General features: G+C 68.7%; 16 protein-coding genes and 1 tRNA gene. 4 read left to right on the top strand and 13 right to left on the bottom strand.

The genetic code is table 11. The features are described from left to right. Positions 1-5 precede the first annotated feature (5 nt). Positions 6-1,274, top strand: a complete 1,269-nt coding sequence (locus tag ACFCYE_RS14590) for a winged helix-turn-helix domain-containing protein (protein WP_376179825.1) — start codon at positions 6-8, stop codon at positions 1,272-1,274. On the opposite strand, the gene ACFCYE_RS14595 is transcribed toward ACFCYE_RS14590, so the two are convergent. The 3 genes from ACFCYE_RS14595 to ACFCYE_RS14605 all read right to left on the bottom strand — a co-directional run bounded on the left by ACFCYE_RS14595 (position 1,265) and on the right by ACFCYE_RS14605 (position 4,445). Next, the gene (locus ACFCYE_RS14595; protein ID WP_376179827.1) at positions 1,265-1,834 is read right to left on the bottom strand and encodes a LemA family protein; all 570 of its coding nucleotides are present in this window, start codon (positions 1,832-1,834) and stop codon (positions 1,265-1,267) included. The two genes, ACFCYE_RS14590 and ACFCYE_RS14595, sit on opposite strands and share 10 nt — an antisense overlap. Before the next feature lie 68 nt (positions 1,835-1,902). Then, positions 1,903-3,216, bottom strand: a complete 1,314-nt coding sequence (locus ACFCYE_RS14600) for a D-arabinono-1,4-lactone oxidase (protein ID WP_376179828.1) — start codon at positions 3,214-3,216, stop codon at positions 1,903-1,905. Then, a complete protein-coding gene (locus ACFCYE_RS14605) occupies positions 3,213-4,445 on the bottom strand; it encodes an alanine racemase (protein WP_376179830.1) in 1,233 nt (410 codons plus the stop codon). Before ACFCYE_RS14605 ends, ACFCYE_RS14600 begins: the two co-directional genes overlap by 4 nt. A 52-nt stretch (positions 4,446-4,497) precedes the next feature. Between ACFCYE_RS14605 and ACFCYE_RS14610 the strand changes: the two genes are divergently transcribed. Further along, a tRNA-Leu gene (locus tag ACFCYE_RS14610) sits at positions 4,498-4,571 on the top strand. Positions 4,572-4,598: 27 nt separating this feature from the next. Here ACFCYE_RS14610 and ACFCYE_RS14615 read toward each other — a convergent pair. The 10 genes from ACFCYE_RS14615 to ACFCYE_RS14660 all read right to left on the bottom strand — a co-directional run bounded on the left by ACFCYE_RS14615 (position 4,599) and on the right by ACFCYE_RS14660 (position 14,053). Beyond that, positions 4,599-5,456 (bottom strand): cation-transporting ATPase, encoded by an 858-nt coding sequence (locus tag ACFCYE_RS14615; protein ID WP_376179831.1) that lies wholly within the window; start codon positions 5,454-5,456, stop codon positions 4,599-4,601. A 263-nt stretch (positions 5,457-5,719) separates the two neighbouring features. Continuing rightward, the gene (locus ACFCYE_RS14620) at positions 5,720-7,141 is read right to left on the bottom strand and encodes an NAD(P)/FAD-dependent oxidoreductase (protein WP_376180161.1); all 1,422 of its coding nucleotides are present in this window, start codon (positions 7,139-7,141) and stop codon (positions 5,720-5,722) included. Between the two features lie 35 nt (positions 7,142-7,176). After that, on the bottom strand, positions 7,177-8,481 hold the full coding sequence (locus ACFCYE_RS14625) for a S8 family serine peptidase (RefSeq protein ID WP_376179832.1): 1,305 nt from the start codon (positions 8,479-8,481) through the stop codon (positions 7,177-7,179). An 11-nt stretch (positions 8,482-8,492) separates the two neighbouring features. Continuing rightward, on the bottom strand, positions 8,493-9,014 hold the full coding sequence (locus tag ACFCYE_RS14630; RefSeq protein ID WP_376179833.1) for a DUF501 domain-containing protein: 522 nt from the start codon (positions 9,012-9,014) through the stop codon (positions 8,493-8,495). A 37-nt stretch (positions 9,015-9,051) separates the two neighbouring features. After that, positions 9,052-9,522 carry a septum formation initiator family protein gene (locus ACFCYE_RS14635; RefSeq protein ID WP_376179835.1) on the bottom strand — a complete coding sequence of 157 codons (471 nt, stop codon included), beginning with the start codon at positions 9,520-9,522 and terminating at the stop codon, positions 9,052-9,054. Between the two features lie 41 nt (positions 9,523-9,563). After that, on the bottom strand, positions 9,564-10,844 hold the full coding sequence (eno, locus tag ACFCYE_RS14640; protein WP_376179837.1) for a phosphopyruvate hydratase: 1,281 nt from the start codon (positions 10,842-10,844) through the stop codon (positions 9,564-9,566). 92 nt (positions 10,845-10,936) lie between these two features. Further along, positions 10,937-11,605, bottom strand: coding sequence for an O-methyltransferase (locus ACFCYE_RS14645; RefSeq protein ID WP_376179839.1), 669 nt, complete (start codon positions 11,603-11,605; stop codon positions 10,937-10,939). A gap of 59 nt (positions 11,606-11,664) precedes the next feature. Beyond that, entirely contained in the window at positions 11,665-12,636 is a 972-nt protein-coding gene (locus ACFCYE_RS14650) for a lysostaphin resistance A-like protein (RefSeq protein ID WP_376179841.1), read from the bottom strand. Beyond that, positions 12,633-13,706, bottom strand: a complete 1,074-nt coding sequence (locus ACFCYE_RS14655; RefSeq protein WP_376179843.1) for a DUF1648 domain-containing protein — start codon at positions 13,704-13,706, stop codon at positions 12,633-12,635. The genes ACFCYE_RS14650 and ACFCYE_RS14655 overlap by 4 nt, the downstream gene beginning before the upstream one ends. Next, positions 13,703-14,053 carry a GntR family transcriptional regulator gene (locus ACFCYE_RS14660; protein WP_376179845.1) on the bottom strand — a complete coding sequence of 117 codons (351 nt, stop codon included), beginning with the start codon at positions 14,051-14,053 and terminating at the stop codon, positions 13,703-13,705. The genes ACFCYE_RS14655 and ACFCYE_RS14660 overlap by 4 nt, the downstream gene beginning before the upstream one ends. 99 nt (positions 14,054-14,152) lie before the next feature. Here ACFCYE_RS14660 and ACFCYE_RS14665 point away from each other — a divergent pair, with 99 nt between their 5' ends. Both ACFCYE_RS14665 and ACFCYE_RS14670 read left to right on the top strand, forming a co-directional pair. Next, a complete protein-coding gene (locus ACFCYE_RS14665; protein WP_376179846.1) occupies positions 14,153-14,632 on the top strand; it encodes a PaaI family thioesterase in 480 nt (159 codons plus the stop codon). Between the two features lie 80 nt (positions 14,633-14,712). Next, complete coding sequence (locus ACFCYE_RS14670) at positions 14,713-15,882, top strand: APC family permease (protein WP_376180163.1); 1,170 nt, start codon at positions 14,713-14,715, stop codon at positions 15,880-15,882. The last annotated feature ends 112 nt before the right edge of the window (positions 15,883-15,994 follow it).

A 15,994-nucleotide genomic window follows, 5' to 3' on the forward strand; every position in this document is an offset into this window, starting at 1 on the left:
CCCACGTGTCACAGATTCTCAGCGCCGCGCAGGCTCGGCGCATCGCGCTCGCCGCCCAGGGCTTCACCCGTCGACGCCCCACGACCGTCACGGCTCGCCACGTGCACGGCGCTATGGAGCGGATGGGTGTCCTGCAGATCGATTCCGTGAACGTCTTCGTCCGCTCCCACCACATGCCGCTGTACTCGCGCCTCGGGCCCTACGACGCCGCTCTGTTCGAGCGCATCTTCCACGCACGCACCACCCATTACGTCGAGTACCTCGCCCACGAGGCGACCTTCGTCCCGGCATCCGACTGGGGGTTGTGGGACTTCCGGATGTCGGACTTCCGTCGGCGTTGGGCCGACGACCCCGATTCCTGGATGAACCGCAATCAGCGCACCATCGCCTGGGTGAAGGACGAACTGCGCGCCCGCGGGCCGCTGCGCCCTGCCGACCTGCGGGAGGATGCGCCGCGCGAACGCGGCACGTGGTGGGACTGGGACGACGTGAAGCACACGCTCGAGCACCTCTGGCGCACCGGGGACGTCGCCATCAGCGGGCGGCGCGGGTTCGAGCGCCGCTACGCGCTTGCCGAGCAGGTCATACCGGTCGACGTCCGAGATCGTCCGATCCCGCGTGATGACGCGTTCCGAGAACTGGTGCGTCGCGCCGCGCGGTCATCCGGCGTCGCCACCGAGTCCGATCTGGCCGACTATCATCGCCTGCGAGATCGGGCGGGCGTCCGCCAGGCGATCGCCGACCTGGTGGATTCGGGAGAACTCGAACCGGTCGTCGTGCGCGGCTGGGATCGCGCCGGGCGTCCTCTCCCGGCCTGGCGGCACCGGGATGCCGTCCTGCCGCGCCGCGTGGACGCCAGCGCACTGCTGACGCCGTTCGACCCCGTGGTGTGGTTCCGCGAACGCGCACTGCGCGCCTTCGCGCTGGACTATCGCATCGAGATCTACGTGCCGGCGCACAAGCGCCGCTACGGCTACTACTCGCTTCCCGTGCTGGTGGATGACCGCATTACGGCCAGAGTCGACCTGAAAGCCGACCGCGTCGCCTCAGCACTGCGGGTGCAGTCAGCGTGGTGGGAACCTGCGGCCCACCCGGATGATGCCATCGCGATCGCCGAAGAACTCGCACGCGCAGCATCCTGGCAGGGCCTGGAGCGCATCACCGTCTCCGGCTGGGGCGATGCCACCGACGCCGTCGCTGATGCTCTGAAGGCGATCGGGGGCGTTCGATCAGAACGACACGAGCACGAACGGCAGGCGATCGCTCAGAACTGAACGCGCGGGGGCTCCGAGATGGTCGTTCCGTCCGCGACCTCGAAGAACTCCCGTTCGCTGAATCCGAGTCCTCGTGCGAACAGGTTGTTGGGGAAGACCTTGATCTTCGTGTTCAGCTCGCGGACGCCGCCGTTGTAGAACCGGCGCGCCGCCTGGATCTTGTCCTCCGTGTCGACGAGCGAATGCTGCAGCTGGAGGAAGTTCTGACTGGCCTGCAGCTGCGGATACGCCTCGGCGACGGCGAACAGGCTCTTGAGCGCCTGCTGCAGATGCCCTTCGGCGATACCTGCTTCACCGGGACCCGAAGCGGACAGCGTCTCGGCGCGGGCGCGCGTGACGTTCTCGAACACGGCCTTCTCATGCGAGGCGTAGCCCTTCACCGACTCGATGAGGTTCGGAATGAGATCGGCTCTCCGTTTGAGCTGCACCGTGATGCCGCTCCAGGCTTCGTCGACTCGCACGTTGAGCTGGACCAGGGAATTGTAGGTCGCCCACAGGTAGATGCCGATGATCACGATGACGCCGACGACGATCAGTACCGGCACGAGCCATTCCCACATGGGAGGCCACCCCTTCCGCAGATTTCCTTCATCCTAGCTGCGCTGTCTGCGCATCGACTGGGTGACGCTCAGGCTCCGAGCACGCGCCGGAGGTGGCGGTTGTCGAATCTCCGCTCGGGGTCCAGCCGGTCGCGCACGGCCAGGAAATCATCGAATCGGGGATGGCGCTCGCGCAGCCGCTCGGCGTCGAGGGTGTGCAGCTTGCCCCAGTGCGGGCGCCCGCCGTGTTCGAGCATGATCTCCTCGACCGCATTGAAATACGCGGTCGGATCGACCCGCCAGTACCGATGCACGGCGATGTACCCGGTGGCACGTCCGTAGGCGGTCGACAGCCACACATCGTCCGCCGCGGCGAATCGCACCTCGATCGGGAACTCGATCCGCCAGCCGCGCCGCGCGATCAGCTCGCGCACGGCACGGAACGCGGGCACGACGTTCTCCGCCGGCAGCGCGTACTCCATCTCGCGGAAGCGCACCGCCCGGCGCTGCGTGAAGACGGTGTGCGAGCGATCGGTGTACTCGCGATCACCCGTGAGCTGCACGGCGAGCCTGTTGAAGGGCGGAGTGATCCTCGGCACGGCGCGCGCCGTGGCGCAGACGGCGCGGTAGACGGTGTTCGACAGCAGCGTCTCGTCGATCCATCGCCCCAGTGGCGGCAGCGGATGACGCCTGGTCGACTCCGGCATCCTCTCCTGGCTTTTCGTGAGCGCCACCTCGGTGTGCGGAAACCAATAGAACTCGAAATGGTCGAACGCCTGCACGCGGTCGCCCAGCGTGGCCAGGACGTCCTCGAGCGGAGCAGGCTCGTCGACCGCGTGCACCACGAAGGCCGGGACGCACTGCAGAGTGACCTCCACGAGGATGCCCAGGGCACCGAGACCGAGGGCGATCGCGGGCAGCAGCTCGGCGTTCTCGTCGGTGCTGACCCGGAGGAACTCACCGTCAGCCGTGATGAGGACCGCACCGACGACCTGGGTGGCCAGCCCGCCGAAGCGGGCACCGGTGCCGTGCGTCCCGGTCGAGATCGCCCCCGAGATCGACTGGCGATCGATATCACCCAGGTTCTCCATCGCGAGCCCGAACGGCGCCAGCAATCCGGGGACCCGGTGCAGCCGGGTGCCGGCGAGGAAAGTGGCGCGTCCCGTCACGGCATCCGCCCTGACCAGACCCTGCATGTCGCTCAGGTCCAGAAGGACTCCCGGCGCGACCGCGATGCCGGTGAAGCTGTGCCCGGCGCCGACCGCCTTGACCGGCAGGTTCTGCGCCTGCGCCGCCTGAACGGCCCGCTGCACGCCTTCGGGAGTGCGAGGCCGCTCCACGCGGGTCGGTACGACGGACGCCGAGCGCGACCAGTTCTGCCAGCTTCCGCCTAGTCGTGTCACAGGAACGCCTTTCCCTCGCCGCGATATGTGGGCAGTTCGCCTACGACCTCGTCGCCGGAGACGAGGTGGAACGCATCGATCCGCTCTGCCGGTTCACCGCTCTTCGCGTGCCGGAACCAGACCCGGTCGCCGATGACCAGCGATGCCGCTGCCCGCCCCTGCAACGGCGTCTGCACTTCGCCTGCTCCTTCTCTGGGCAGGGTGCGCAGCCCGCCGGGCCAGACCGGCCGCGGCTGGCGCGACACGACGGAGGGTCCTGATGCGATCCACCCGCCGCCGAGGACCGTGGCGATATCGGCCGCTGGCCGGCGCACGACATCGAAGGCGAAGGCGGATGCCGGAGCCGGCCGGAACGCACGGTACCCGTCGAAGAGGTGCCCGCCCAGCAGCCCGCTGCCCGCGGTCGCCTCGGTGACGGATTCATCGCTGCCGGTGAACTCGAGCGAACCGGTGCCACCGCCGTTGAGGAACTCGAGGGGGGCGATGTCGGCCAAGGCGCTCGCGATGTCTGCCCGGCGACGCCGCAGTTCGTCGCGTGAGCGCGCCTGGGCGAATCGGATCACCGGGGCATCCGCCCCCGCATCATCGCCCTGACCGGCGATCTGCGCCTCGTACATCTGCAGACCGACCAGGCGGAAACCCTCGCGCCGCACGATCGTCCGCGCGAACTGCGAGACGTCGGCGGCCGTGAACAGCGGCGACCGACGCACGCCGATGTGCCCGAGCGCCGAAGACCGCCACGAGGCGTCCGCATCGATCGCGACGCGGATCTCGGCTCGTGCCGCCGGAGCGGCCACAGCGTCGATGAGGTCCAGGTGCGCCGGGTCGTCGACCATCAGTGTGACGCGGGAGGCCGCGAACTCGTCCTGTGCCAGCCGAGCGATGGCCGCGCGATCGACGCTCGGGTAACCGACCACGATGTCGTCGTGGGTCTCGGACAGCCAGAGCGCCTCGGCGAGCGTGAAGGCGAGGATGCCGTGGTAACCGGGAATCTGCAGCACGGCATCCAGCACGGATCGGACGCGCACCGACTTCGACGCCACGCGGATGGGGATGCCTCCCGCGCGCACGAGCATATCCATCGCGTTGTGGCGCAACGCGTCCACGTCGATGACCGCCACAGGTGCGGGCAGGTGCGCTGTGACGTCACTGAGTCGGGTCCACCAGCGCACCGGATCCTCCCACTCGCGTGGCGAGGCGTTCGTCGGGCCGTCGATCAGGTCGAGCACTCCCCCACCCTACGACCTCGTCGCGGGCTTGCGCCGATAGGCTGAACGGCATGCCCCCGTAGCCCAATCGGCAGAGGCAGGCGACTTAAACTCGCCGCAGTCTGGGTTCGAGTCCCAGCGGGGGCACGGTCACATCGCGCCCGCGTGCCGCCGTCAGCGTCCGAAGATGTCCCCGAGACCGAAGTCGCCCAGCGCGGATCCCCAATCGGACACGGACTCGCCCAGGCCGGAGACCGCATCCCCCGCCGAGCCGATGACGCCCTCGGCGCCTCCCGCGAGTGCCTCGATATCCAGCCCTTCCGCGAGGCCGGCGAAGTCGACGCCCATCGCGGTCGCCTGCTCGAGCAGCGGAGCGGCTGCTGCACTGAGCACCGAACCTGCAGCGACAGCGCCCAGCACGCCCAACGCGGCGCCTCCCGCCACGAACGCGGCTCCTCCTGTGCCGGCGCCGCGCACCCGCGACAGCAGTCCGCGCATACGCCCGGGCTGCGTCGCCTCCGCGCGGCCCGCAGCTCGAGCGAGCTCGTCCGCAGATGCCGAGGCCGGCCGCTCGCCGGGACCGAACTCGGTCTGCATGCGCTGAGCGATGTGGGAACGCTGTTCGGGGGTCAGCCGAGCGAACGCCTCACGATGGATCTGCTCGACACGGTGCGGATCCGCGGTCTGCATCAGGTAGTCGTATCGCGCGATCGCCGCGCGGTCCGCGTCGGATGCCGCGGATCCTGCCGTCGCGCCCGCTGCGGGAGGCGGCACGTACCCTGCTGCGGGAGGGGGTGTGTACCCCGCTGCGGGCGGCGGTGCGTAGCCTGCTGCGGGCGGCGGCGAATACGGGTGCGACTCCGGCGTCCGTTCCGTGGCGTTCTCGGTCCGGGAGGGGCCGCGCACGGCATCCACCGCGCCGCGGAGCATCCCGCTCCAGTCCGCAGAACCGGACGACCCGCGTCGATTCGATGCCGCGTTGCCGTCCAGCGCCTGCGAGGCCATGCCGAGCAGTCGGGAGATCTTGTCCATGGTTGCGCTTCCTTCATCGGGTGAAGCGAACAGCCACGGATCTGCGCACAGGGTTGCCATGGCCGTCCGCACGGGCGGACCGCCAAGGTCTCCTCCACCCCTGAGGGCCGGCGGGCCGGGACACTGATCTCAGGTCCGTAATGACGACACCGCCGCAGACGGGAGTACTCCCCTTGCAGAAACGACGTTACCGAAGCAGATTATGGATCTCCTCGGAGACGACGAATGCCCCGTTCCGGAGAACGGGGCATTCGTCGCGACGTCTACTTGGCGCCGACCGCAGCCTTCGCGGCCGGGGCCTCGGCCTTGGGGGCCTCGACCTTCGCGGGGGCGGCCGGAGCAGCCGGAGCGGCATCGGCGGCGGGACGCGGACGCGACGCGAACTGCTCGAAGAATGCGCGCGGCTGCTGCACCTTCTCGAGGTTCACGATGTCGCGGTCGAGCCACAGGTTGTGCCACCAGCCCCACAGCACGCGCCACTTGCGTTCCCACGTCGGCATCGCCAGACCGTGGTAACCACGGTGCGCGACCCACGCGACGAAGCCCTTGAGCGCGAGCTTGCCGGACTGGAACACACCGGTGCCGAGTCCGAGACCCGCGACCGCACCGAGGTTCTTGTGGATGTAGTCGACCGGAGCCTCGCCGCGCAGCGTCGCGACCAGGTTCTTGGCCAGGCGCTTGGCCTGACGCACGGCGTGCTGGGCGTTCGGCACGCAGAAGCCGCCGACGCCACCACCGGTGAGGTCGGGCACGGCCGAGACGTCACCGGCGGTCCACGCACCCTCGACGACGTTTCCGTCGGCGTCGACGACGCGCAGGTCGGCCTGGGCGCGGATACGACCGCGCTCCTCGACGGGAAGGTCACCCGCGCGGACGACCTGGGGATTCGCCATGACACCGGCGGTCCACACGATGATGTCGGTGGGGATGACCTGGCCGGTGGACAGCTCGACGTTGCCATCGACGGCGCCGGTGACCTGAGTGTCCAGGTGCACGTTGGCTCCGCGCTTGGCGAGGTCCTTGAGCACCCATTCGCTCGTGGGCAGCGACACCTCGGGCATGATGCGCCCCATGGCCTCGATGAGGTGGAAGTGAGTCTCCTCGAACGTCAGCTCCGGGTAGCGCTTGAGCAGCGCCGAAGCGAAGGAGCGCAGTTCGGCGAAGGTCTCGATGCCGGCGAAGCCACCGCCGACGACGACGACGGTCAGCAGACGCTCGCGCTCCGGCCCGGGCGGAAGCGCCGCGGCGCGGTCGAAGTTCGACAGCACCTTGTCGCGCACCCACACGGCCTCTTCGATCGACTTCATGCCGATCGCGTTGTCCGCGATACCGGGGATGGGGAACGTGCGCGATACGGAACCCGCCGTCACGACGATCTGGTCGTAGGCGAACTCGTACGAGTCACCGTCGGCCGGAGTGATCGTTGCGACCTTGTTCGCGTGATCGATGTTGGTCACCTTGGCGGCGACCACGTTCGTGCGCTTGAGGTGGCGGCGCGTCGAGACGACGGCGTGCCGCGGCTCGATCGATCCCGCGGCCACTTCAGGCAGGAACGGAAGGTAAGTCATGTAGGGCAGCGGGTCGACCATGGTCACCTCGGCCTCACCCTTGCGGAGGTGCTTCTCGAGCTTCCACGCCGTGTAGAAACCCGCGTAGCCACCGCCGACGATCAGAATCTTGGGCACAGTGCTGTTCTCAGCCACAGAGGGGAAACTCCTTGTCAGGGGGCAGGCGTGCGCTGCGCGCGCGCCCTACGGATACGCCGGGCAGCTGCGGTGACGCCTAGCGCAACCAGGATACCAGGGACTGTGAGGACGATGAGCGGCAGGGTACCGTACAGCAGCGTCTGGGCACTGGGAAGAAGCGGAGAACCAGGGTCGGTGGGCGGATCGGCGGCCGGCAAGGGCTCGACCGAAACGGGTCCGACGGTCGGAGTCGGCTGCGGAACGGTCTCGGCGCGCCGGAAGACTCTGATCCACTCCTCGAGGTCGGCCGCCGGGTCGGCGTCGGTGTGCGCGACCGATGCCGTCACCGCGGCGTGCGCGTCGATGAGACCGTAGCCGTACAGCGGGTCCGGCACCCGGTCGACCCCCTCGACCGGGATCGCGGTCTTCAGGATCCGATTGATGATGTTGCCCGCGCTGAGGTCCGGGTGCGCCGACTTGACCAGCGCCGCCACCCCCGCCACGATCGGTGCGGCACCGCTCGTACCGTCCCATTCGGCCACGCGGCCGTCCGCGGAGACACCCAGCAGCCCTTCGCTCGGCGCCGAGATGCCGATCGTGATGCCCTGCGTCGATGCTTCGACACTCGCTTCTCCGTGCTGGTTCACGCCGCCGACCGTGAGCACACCGGGGATGGTCGCCGGTGCGCCGACGATCGACGTGCCGTTGCCGCGGTTGCCTGCGGCCACCACCACGACGACGTCGTGCTGGAACGCGTACAGGAAGGCGTCATCCCAACTGCGATCCCAATCCAGCGTGTTGGTCGTGAAGGACAGGTTGATGATGTCGGCGCCGTTGTCGACCGCCCAGCGCATCGCATCCGCGATCTGCTCGGTGAACGGCACGGCTGCGGCCGCACCGAAGTTGACGGAGATCGAGAGCAGGTCGGCCTCGGGGGCGACGCCGATCATGCCGGTGCCGTCCTCCGCACCTCGGCCGGCCGCCAGGGACGCCACCCACGAGCCGTGGTTGACGTCGATCGTGCCGACCGGAGTCCGCCCGTCCTCGGATCCCGTGCCCGAGACATCCGTGCCGCCGACCACGGCATCCCGGAACTCGACAGGCCCTTGAGCGATGCCGGTGTCGATCACGGCGATTGTGACGCCCTCGCCTCGTGCGGTCTTCCACGCGTCGTTGACACGCGCGCCGTCGAGCCAGTACTCAGCGGCGCGGATCGGATCGACCGGCTTCTCCACCGTCGGCTTGGGCGTCGGAGTCGGAGTCTCGATCGGCGGCGTGGCGGCTCCGGCGAGCAGGACGGATGCCGCCATCGCCGCAACCGCGACGGTGGCGTTCAGCATCCGCCGTCGTCTCATGCGATCGCGGCCCCCGGCTGCTCGCATCGGCAGCGCTCCGGCGACCAGCTCGAGCGTGCCAGGGCGGCGTCGCCGATCGGGTTTACCCCCGGTCCGGCGGCAAGTGCATGCCCCGCCAGTGCGTGCAGGCATTTCACGCGGGTCGGCATGCCTCCCGCGGAGATGCCGTCGATCTCAGCGACCTCGCCGAACTGAGCGCGATCCGCGAGGTATGCGTCATGGGCGGCACGATACGCGGCGGCGACGTCCTCGTCGTCCTCGAGGAGAGCCGCCAGCTCCGGCATCACCTGGGTGGCCTCAAGAGTCGACATCGCGGCGGTTGCCGCCGGGTGCGTCAGGTAGTAGAACGTCGGGAACGGCGTGCCATCCGGCAGTCGGGGCGAGGTGGCCACGACAGTCGGGTTGCCGCACACGCAGCGGGCGGCGATGCCGACCACCCCGCGAACGGGACGTCCGAGTTGCGCGGACAGAACATCGATCTCCGCGGGAGTGGGCAGGGCGAAGGGCGGGTTCGTCACGTGTCAAGCGTACGGGAGGTGCGCCTGAACGAAGCCTCTACTCGCCTTCGACCGCCGTCTGTGCGAGGCCCGCTCCGGCCAGATTGCGCAGCATCTGCGCCATCCAGTCGGAATCGCTCTCCTCGAGCTCCGCACTGACCCGCTGCTGCTCCTTCGGCAGGGCCGCGGCGTCGAGGTCGTTGTCGATCAGATAGACGACCTCGCCCGGCTTGACGTAATAGAGTCGCTCGCGCGCCTGCGTGGTGATGTACGCAGGATCCTCCCAGCGCTGCTGCTCGAGCTCGAGGGCTGCGATCTCCTCCTTCGAGAGCTGCACAGCCTGTTCGAGCGCGGCGATCTGCTGGCGCTGCTCGATGTAGATGCCGAGCGTCGGCACCAGCACCCACGCTCCGAGCACGACCAGCGAGAGCATGATCACCGAGAATGCGGACAGCCGGATCCCCGAGGTCCATTCCCGCACGTCGACCGTGCGCGGAGACGACGAAGGGGAAGCCACTCGTCTCGACATGGCTCCCCCTTTTTCGTACTCAGGTCAGTTCGTGCGCACGCTCACGCGGTGAAGCGCGGGAAGGCGGAACGCCCGGCGAAGACCGCGGCGTCGCCGAGCTCCTCCTCGATGCGCAGAAGCTGATTGTACTTCGCGACGCGCTCGCTGCGAGCCGGCGCACCGGCCTTGATCTGACCCGAGTTGGTCGCGACGACCAGGTCGGCGATCGTGGTGTCCTCGGTCTCACCGGAGCGGTGCGACAGCATGGCCGTGTAACCGGAGCGCTGTGCCAGGCTGACCGCGTCGAACGTCTCGGTGAGCGTGCCGATCTGGTTGACCTTGACCAGCAGCGAGTTCGCGACGCCACGGCGGATGCCATCGGCGAGACGCTCGGGGTTGGTCACGAACAGGTCGTCTCCGACGAGCTGGACCTTCGAGCCGAGAGCGTCCGTGAGGTGCTTCCAGTTGTCCCAGTCGTCCTCGGCGAGAGCATCCTCGATCGTGACGATCGGGAAGTCATTGACCAGGCCGACGTAGTACTCGGTCAGCGCTTCGGCGTCCCAGTCCTTGTTGTCCAGGCGGTAGACGCCGTCGTTGAAGAACTCGGTCGCCGCGACGTCGAGGCCGAGGGCGATCTCGGAGCCCGGCGTGAAACCGGCCTTCTCGATGGCCTTGACGAGGAAGTCCAGGCCCTCGCGGTTGCTGGGCAGGTCGGGCGCGAATCCACCCTCGTCGCCGAGCCCGGTCGCGTAGCCGGCGGCCTTGAGCTCGCTGCGCAGCACGTGGTAGGTCTCGACTCCCCAGCGCAGAGCTTCGGAGTAGGTCTCCGCACCGATCGGAGCCAGGAAGAACTCCTGCATGTCGATGCCGTTGTCGGCGTGCTCGCCGCCGTTGATGACGTTGAAGAGCGGAACGGGCAGGATGTGCGCGTTGGGTCCGCCCAGGTAGCGGAACAGCGGCAGGTCGGCGCTGTCGGCTGCAGCCTTGGCAACGGCGAGGCTGACGCCGAGGATGGCGTTCGCACCGGTGCGCTTCTTGTTCTCGGTGCCATCGGTCTCGATGAGGATCTCGTCGACGATGCGCTGTTCGCTCGCCTCGACGCCCTCGATGGCCGGGCCGAGCTCGTCGAGGATCGCCTCGACGGCCTTCAGGACGCCCTTGCCGCCGTAGCGGCTCTTGTCGCCGTCGCGGAGTTCGTATGCTTCGAACGCACCGGTGGATGCGCCGGAGGGGACGGCGGCGCGCTGCACGATGCCGTCATCGAGGAGCACCTCCACCTCGACGGTCGGGTTGCCCCGCGAGTCGAGAATCTCACGTGCGCCTACAGCCTCGATCAATGCCACGAATGTGCTCCTTGCTCAGAGAAAAGGTGGTGGTGGAGCGTCGTCGATCCGTCGCCAGTCTAGCCCGGAGCGTTCGACGCGCCGAAGCGTCTTCAGACCACGAGGGCGATCGCGACGCCGTCCCAGCCCTTGAGTCCGACCGTCTGCAGCGCGGTTGCATCGAACCGAGCATCCTCCCCCAGCATCCGGAGCCCTTCCTGCGTGCCGATGACCCGCGGATCCGTCGTGTCCTGGTTCACGATCTCGCCCTCGCGACCGATGTTGTCCAGGACGATGACGGTGCCCGTGCGTCCGAGCCGAGCAGCCCAATCCAGATAGATCGTGTTGGACTCCTTGTCGGCGTCGATGAAGACGAGATCGAACGGCTCGGTGCCGTCCAGACTCGGCAGGACCTCGGCACCGCGACCGATGCGGATCTCGACGCGGTCGCCGACTCCGGCCGCGTCGAGGTTGCGGCGGGCGACAGCGGCATTCACGGATTCCGCCTCGACTGTGACGACGGTGCCTTCCGGCCCCACCGCTCTGGCGAGCCAGATCGTCGAGTACCCGCCGAGGGTGCCGACCTCGAGAACGCGACGGGCGCCGCTGATGCGGGCGAGCAGATTCAGCAGCTTTCCGCTGACCGGCGCCACCTCGATCTCGGGGAGCCCGGCGGCACGCTGCGCCGCGAGCGTCGCGTCCAGCGTCGGATCCTGCCCGACGAGGACGTCTGTGAGATAGTCGTCGGCGGCACGCCAGTTCTGGGGGGTGGATTCGGCCATGCCTTCAGCCAACCTCCCCCGAACCGCGAGGTCAAGGGTCCGCAGCAGCTCGGTGGGGATCAGCGCTGATCGCGCTGCGGCGACAGCAGCCGACCTGGCGCACCGTCGAGCTCCGGCTGATTGCGGAACTGTCCGGTGAGCACGAGCCCGACGATCACCACCGCGCAGGCGATCCATCCCGCCACGCCCAACGGCCCCGCCAGCGCCATGTCGAATGTCGTCCCGGCCGCGTACAGCAGCGTGACCAGAGCGCCGGCCGCGTTCATCGCGCCGTGCGCGAAGACGGCAGGCCAGAGGGATGCCGAGCGCAGCCGGAGCCAGCCGAGCAGGACGCCCCAGGCGAAGCACCCGCCCACCATGAACAGGAGACCGGTGAGGTCGGCGCGGCCGAAGTTGTAGCCGAGCAGGATCACCGGCGCGTGCCAGAGTCCCCATACCGCGCCGCTGATCAGCAGGGCGGGCCACGTGCCGTATCGGCGCAGTGCGGGCACGAGGAACCCGCGCCAGCCCAGTTCCTCACCGAATGCCATGACCGCGTTGATCGTCGCCGCCGCGAACGGGATCGCGATCAGCTGGGACACGATCACGACGGCGGCCGGTGGTACGGGGGCTCCCGCGGGCAGAGCAGCCTCCAGCGTCTCGGCGAATCCGGAGAATCCGATCAGATCCAGCTGCACCCATCCGAAGACGGCGGCGACGGCGACCGACAGCGCGATCACCGCCAGCGGTCCGAACAACCCGAGCACGCTCAGCCAGATCACGCGCTTGGCCGGACGCAGCGGCCAGATCCCGAGGAAGCGCAGCCGCTCCCCCTTCGGCACCGGGCGGAGCAGCAGGATCACGATCACCGCGGCGAGGGCCGGGGTGAACATCATCACGGAGATGAGCACTCCCGCGAACGGATGCGCGAGTCCGTCGCCCGACCAGAGCGGCAGCGCCACCAGCCACGCGAGCCCGCAGGCCAGGACCACGAAGGCGATGATCGAGATCAGTGGGATTCGTTTCGAGGTCCCCGCGTGCGGCATGGTCATGATGCGCCTCCTGTGTGCGTGCGGCCGGATTCCGGATCGGATGCCGCGGCATCCACGTATGCCTGCAGCAGCGCAGCGGCCTGCTCGGCTCCGTCGATCGTGACCACGAACGTGCTTCCGCTCGCACGGGTCACCTGCAGCGCCTCACCGGCTCGAAGCACCACGCCGCGTCGCCCATCCGTGCCGATGCGCCACCCCCATCCGCCGAACTCGGCAAGAGGATCGATGCGGATGACCTCGATCTTGGCGATGTCGCCAGTCGGGATGCGCGTGTCCGGCCAGCCGAGGAAGGACCGCACCCGAAGCCCGCCGGCGTTCACGCGCACGCGGAACGCGATGCCGCAGCCGATCGCGATCAGGACGACGACCGACATCACGAGCAGGATCGACGCCGCCGACCAGCCGTCGTAAGGAGCGCGGGCGACGGCGAAAGCCGTCACCGCCAGGTACACCGCCAGCAGACCGAAGATGACGACCGCTCCGACTCGATTCATCGCCACCGTGCCGAACCACGCGGCGCGCTCGCTCGCCGCGAGGGTGATGCCGCTCGCCGGAGCGCCATGCTGCACGGCGCTCCGCGGATGCTTCGGCTGCAGGAACCAGCCCAGCACCGTGAAGCCGCCGAGGAGCAGGAGCCCGAGGATCATCCAACCGGTGATGTCGGGCGTGTCCGCAGCATCGGACAACCCCCGCTGCATCGCCGCACCCGAAATCGAGAGGAGGGACATCAGTGCAGCGATGCCGAGGTTGATCGCCCCCAGGAAACGTGATGTCGCCGACCAGGGCCCGATCGTCGGCTCGGCGCTGCTCTGCGGCAGCCGGTGCGCGAAAAGCGCCAGCGCCGCGTCGAAGAGGACGATCGCAGCACCGATCCCGAGCGTCAACGGGATGTAACTCGACTTCGGGCCATACCCGTTGACCCCGTCGGCGCCCCAGTGGATCGCCATGGGGTCGGGCAGATCCGGCATCCAGGCGAGGAGCACCATCGCGGAGAAGGCGAGAATCGCCAGCGGCGCGATCACACCCACCCAGAGAAAGGCGATGCGGGAACGGCGGGAGGCGTCGTTCATAGGATGGTCTCCTTCACGAGAGAAGCGAGCGTGGTCGGCGAGATGCCGAGCTCTGCGGCACGGGTCGCGAGCGCGCGGATCTCTTTGGCGAGTTCGGCCAACGGCGCCGCGGATGCCGCGACCACCGCCCCTCGACCCCGCCGCAGGTCCACCAGGCCTTCGTCACGCAACTGCTGGTACGCGTGCAGCACGGTGTGGAGGTTGATGTCGAGCGACTCGGCGACCTCACGGGCCGACGGCAGTCGATCGCCCGGCGCCAGCGCACCGGTCAGGATGTCAGCGCGGACGGAAGCCGCGACCTGCTCGAACAGCGGTCGTGAGCTGTTGGCGTCGATCCTGATCAGCATGACCCTCCTATTTCTAGTAATTCTACTTGAACTAGAACAGTTGTAGCAAGGCGCCAGACGCTTTGTCGACGGTCCGCGGTGTCGGCCACACTGATCCGCATGAAGATCACCCCTCGCCGCCTCGCGATCGGCATGAGCCTGTGGGCACCGAACCTCTTCAGCGGCATCCGCATCCGTCGCTTCAGCGAGGACTGGACGCACGCGACCGTCGAGCTGCGCGTGAACCCGATCACGCGCAACTACGTCAAGACCGCATTCGGCGGGTCGATGTCGGCGATGACGGATCCGTACTTCTTCATGCTCGTGATGCACCAGCTCGGCCGCGACTACGTCGTGTGGGACACCCGGGGTGAGATCGAATTCATCAAGCCGGGCCGCGGGGTGCTGACCGCCGAGTTCCACGTCTCGAAGCAGCATGCGACCGAGCTCCGCGAGAGGGCGCAGGGCGGGGTGAAGGTGCTGGAGTGGTTCGAGACCGTCATCACAGATCGTGACGGCGACATCGTCGCGAAAGTGCGCCGCGAGGTCTACATCCGAGAGAAGAAACGGGTCACCGCGGCGCGCGGCACCGATCGTTAACCGCGTGATGGCACGATGAGGCTGTGCCTCTCGCCCGCCGCCTGACCCTCGCCGACGCCACGGCCATCGGCCTCGGTTCGATGATCGGCGCCGGTGTCTTCGCCGTGTGGGCGCCGGCGCTCGGGGCCGCAGGCTCCGGCATCCTCATCGCGCTCGCGATCGCCGCCGTCGTCGCGTTCTGCAATGCGACCAGCTCGGCACAGCTCGCCGCTGTGCATCCCGTCGCCGGCGGAACATACGCCTACGCCAGAGCGGAGATCGGCCCGTGGTCCGGCTTCATCGCGGGATGGTGCTTCGTGATCGGCAAGATCGCCAGCTGCGCGGCGATGGCCATGACCTTCGCCTCGTACGCGGCGCCCGCCGGGTGGGAGCGCCCTGTCGCCGTGGTCGCGGTGGCGGCGCTGGCAACCGTGAACTGCTTCGGTGTGACCCGCACCGCGCTGGCCACGCGGGTTCTCGTGACGCTGTCGCTGCTCGGCCTCGCCGCCGTCGTGTCGGCGGGCATCGGCGGCGCGCCGCACTCCCCTGCCCCCCTTGCGGACGCCACGGCCTACGGCGTGCTCCAGGGGGCAGGACTGATGTTCTTCGCGTTCGCGGGCTACGCCCGTATCGCCACGATGGGCGAAGAGGTCGTCGACCCGGCCCGCACGATCCCGCGCGCGATCGTGCTCGCCCTCGGCGGCGCCGTCGTGGTCTACATCGCGGTCGGCGTGACGGTTCTGGCCGTGCTGGGCGGGGACGCCGCGAACAGCGCCGCCCCTCTTGCCGACGTCGTCGCCGCGGCGGGGTGGAGCTGGGCGGAGCCGGTCGTGCGTGTCGCGGCCGCCGCCGCGTCGCTCGGTGCCCTGCTCGCACTGCTGACCGGCATCGGACGCACCAGCCTCGCCATGGCGCGCGAAGCGGACCTTCCTCGCTGGCTGTCCGTCGTGAACAAGCGCTGGCAGGCGCCGCAGCGCGCAGAGATCGCGGTCGCGGTCGTCGTGATCGCGATCGTTCTGATCGCGGATCTGCGCGGTGCGATCGGATTCTCCTCCTTCGGGGTGCTGTTGTACTACCTGATCGCGAATGCCTCGGCATTCCGGCAGTCGACGGAGGTGCGCCGCTATCCACGCGCATTGCAGGTGGTCGGGGCAGTCGGGTGCCTGGTGCTCGTGAGCACTCTGCCTGTGGTCGCGTCGCTGGTCGGCACGGTTGTCGTGCTCGTCGGCGTCGGATACCGGATGCTGCGGCTGCGACTTCTCGCGCGTTGAGCCCCCTTCGCGGTCACGGCTCGCTGAGTGACGACCGGAGCGAGGGGTGGAACGCGCATTCGTCACTGTCGGTCATTGACGGAAGTCGAGTCGGTTCTCCTCTTGCCGGTTT

Source organism: Microbacterium sp. NPDC056234, assembly GCF_042267585.1.
Classification (GTDB): Bacteria; Actinomycetota; Actinomycetes; order Actinomycetales; family Microbacteriaceae; genus Microbacterium.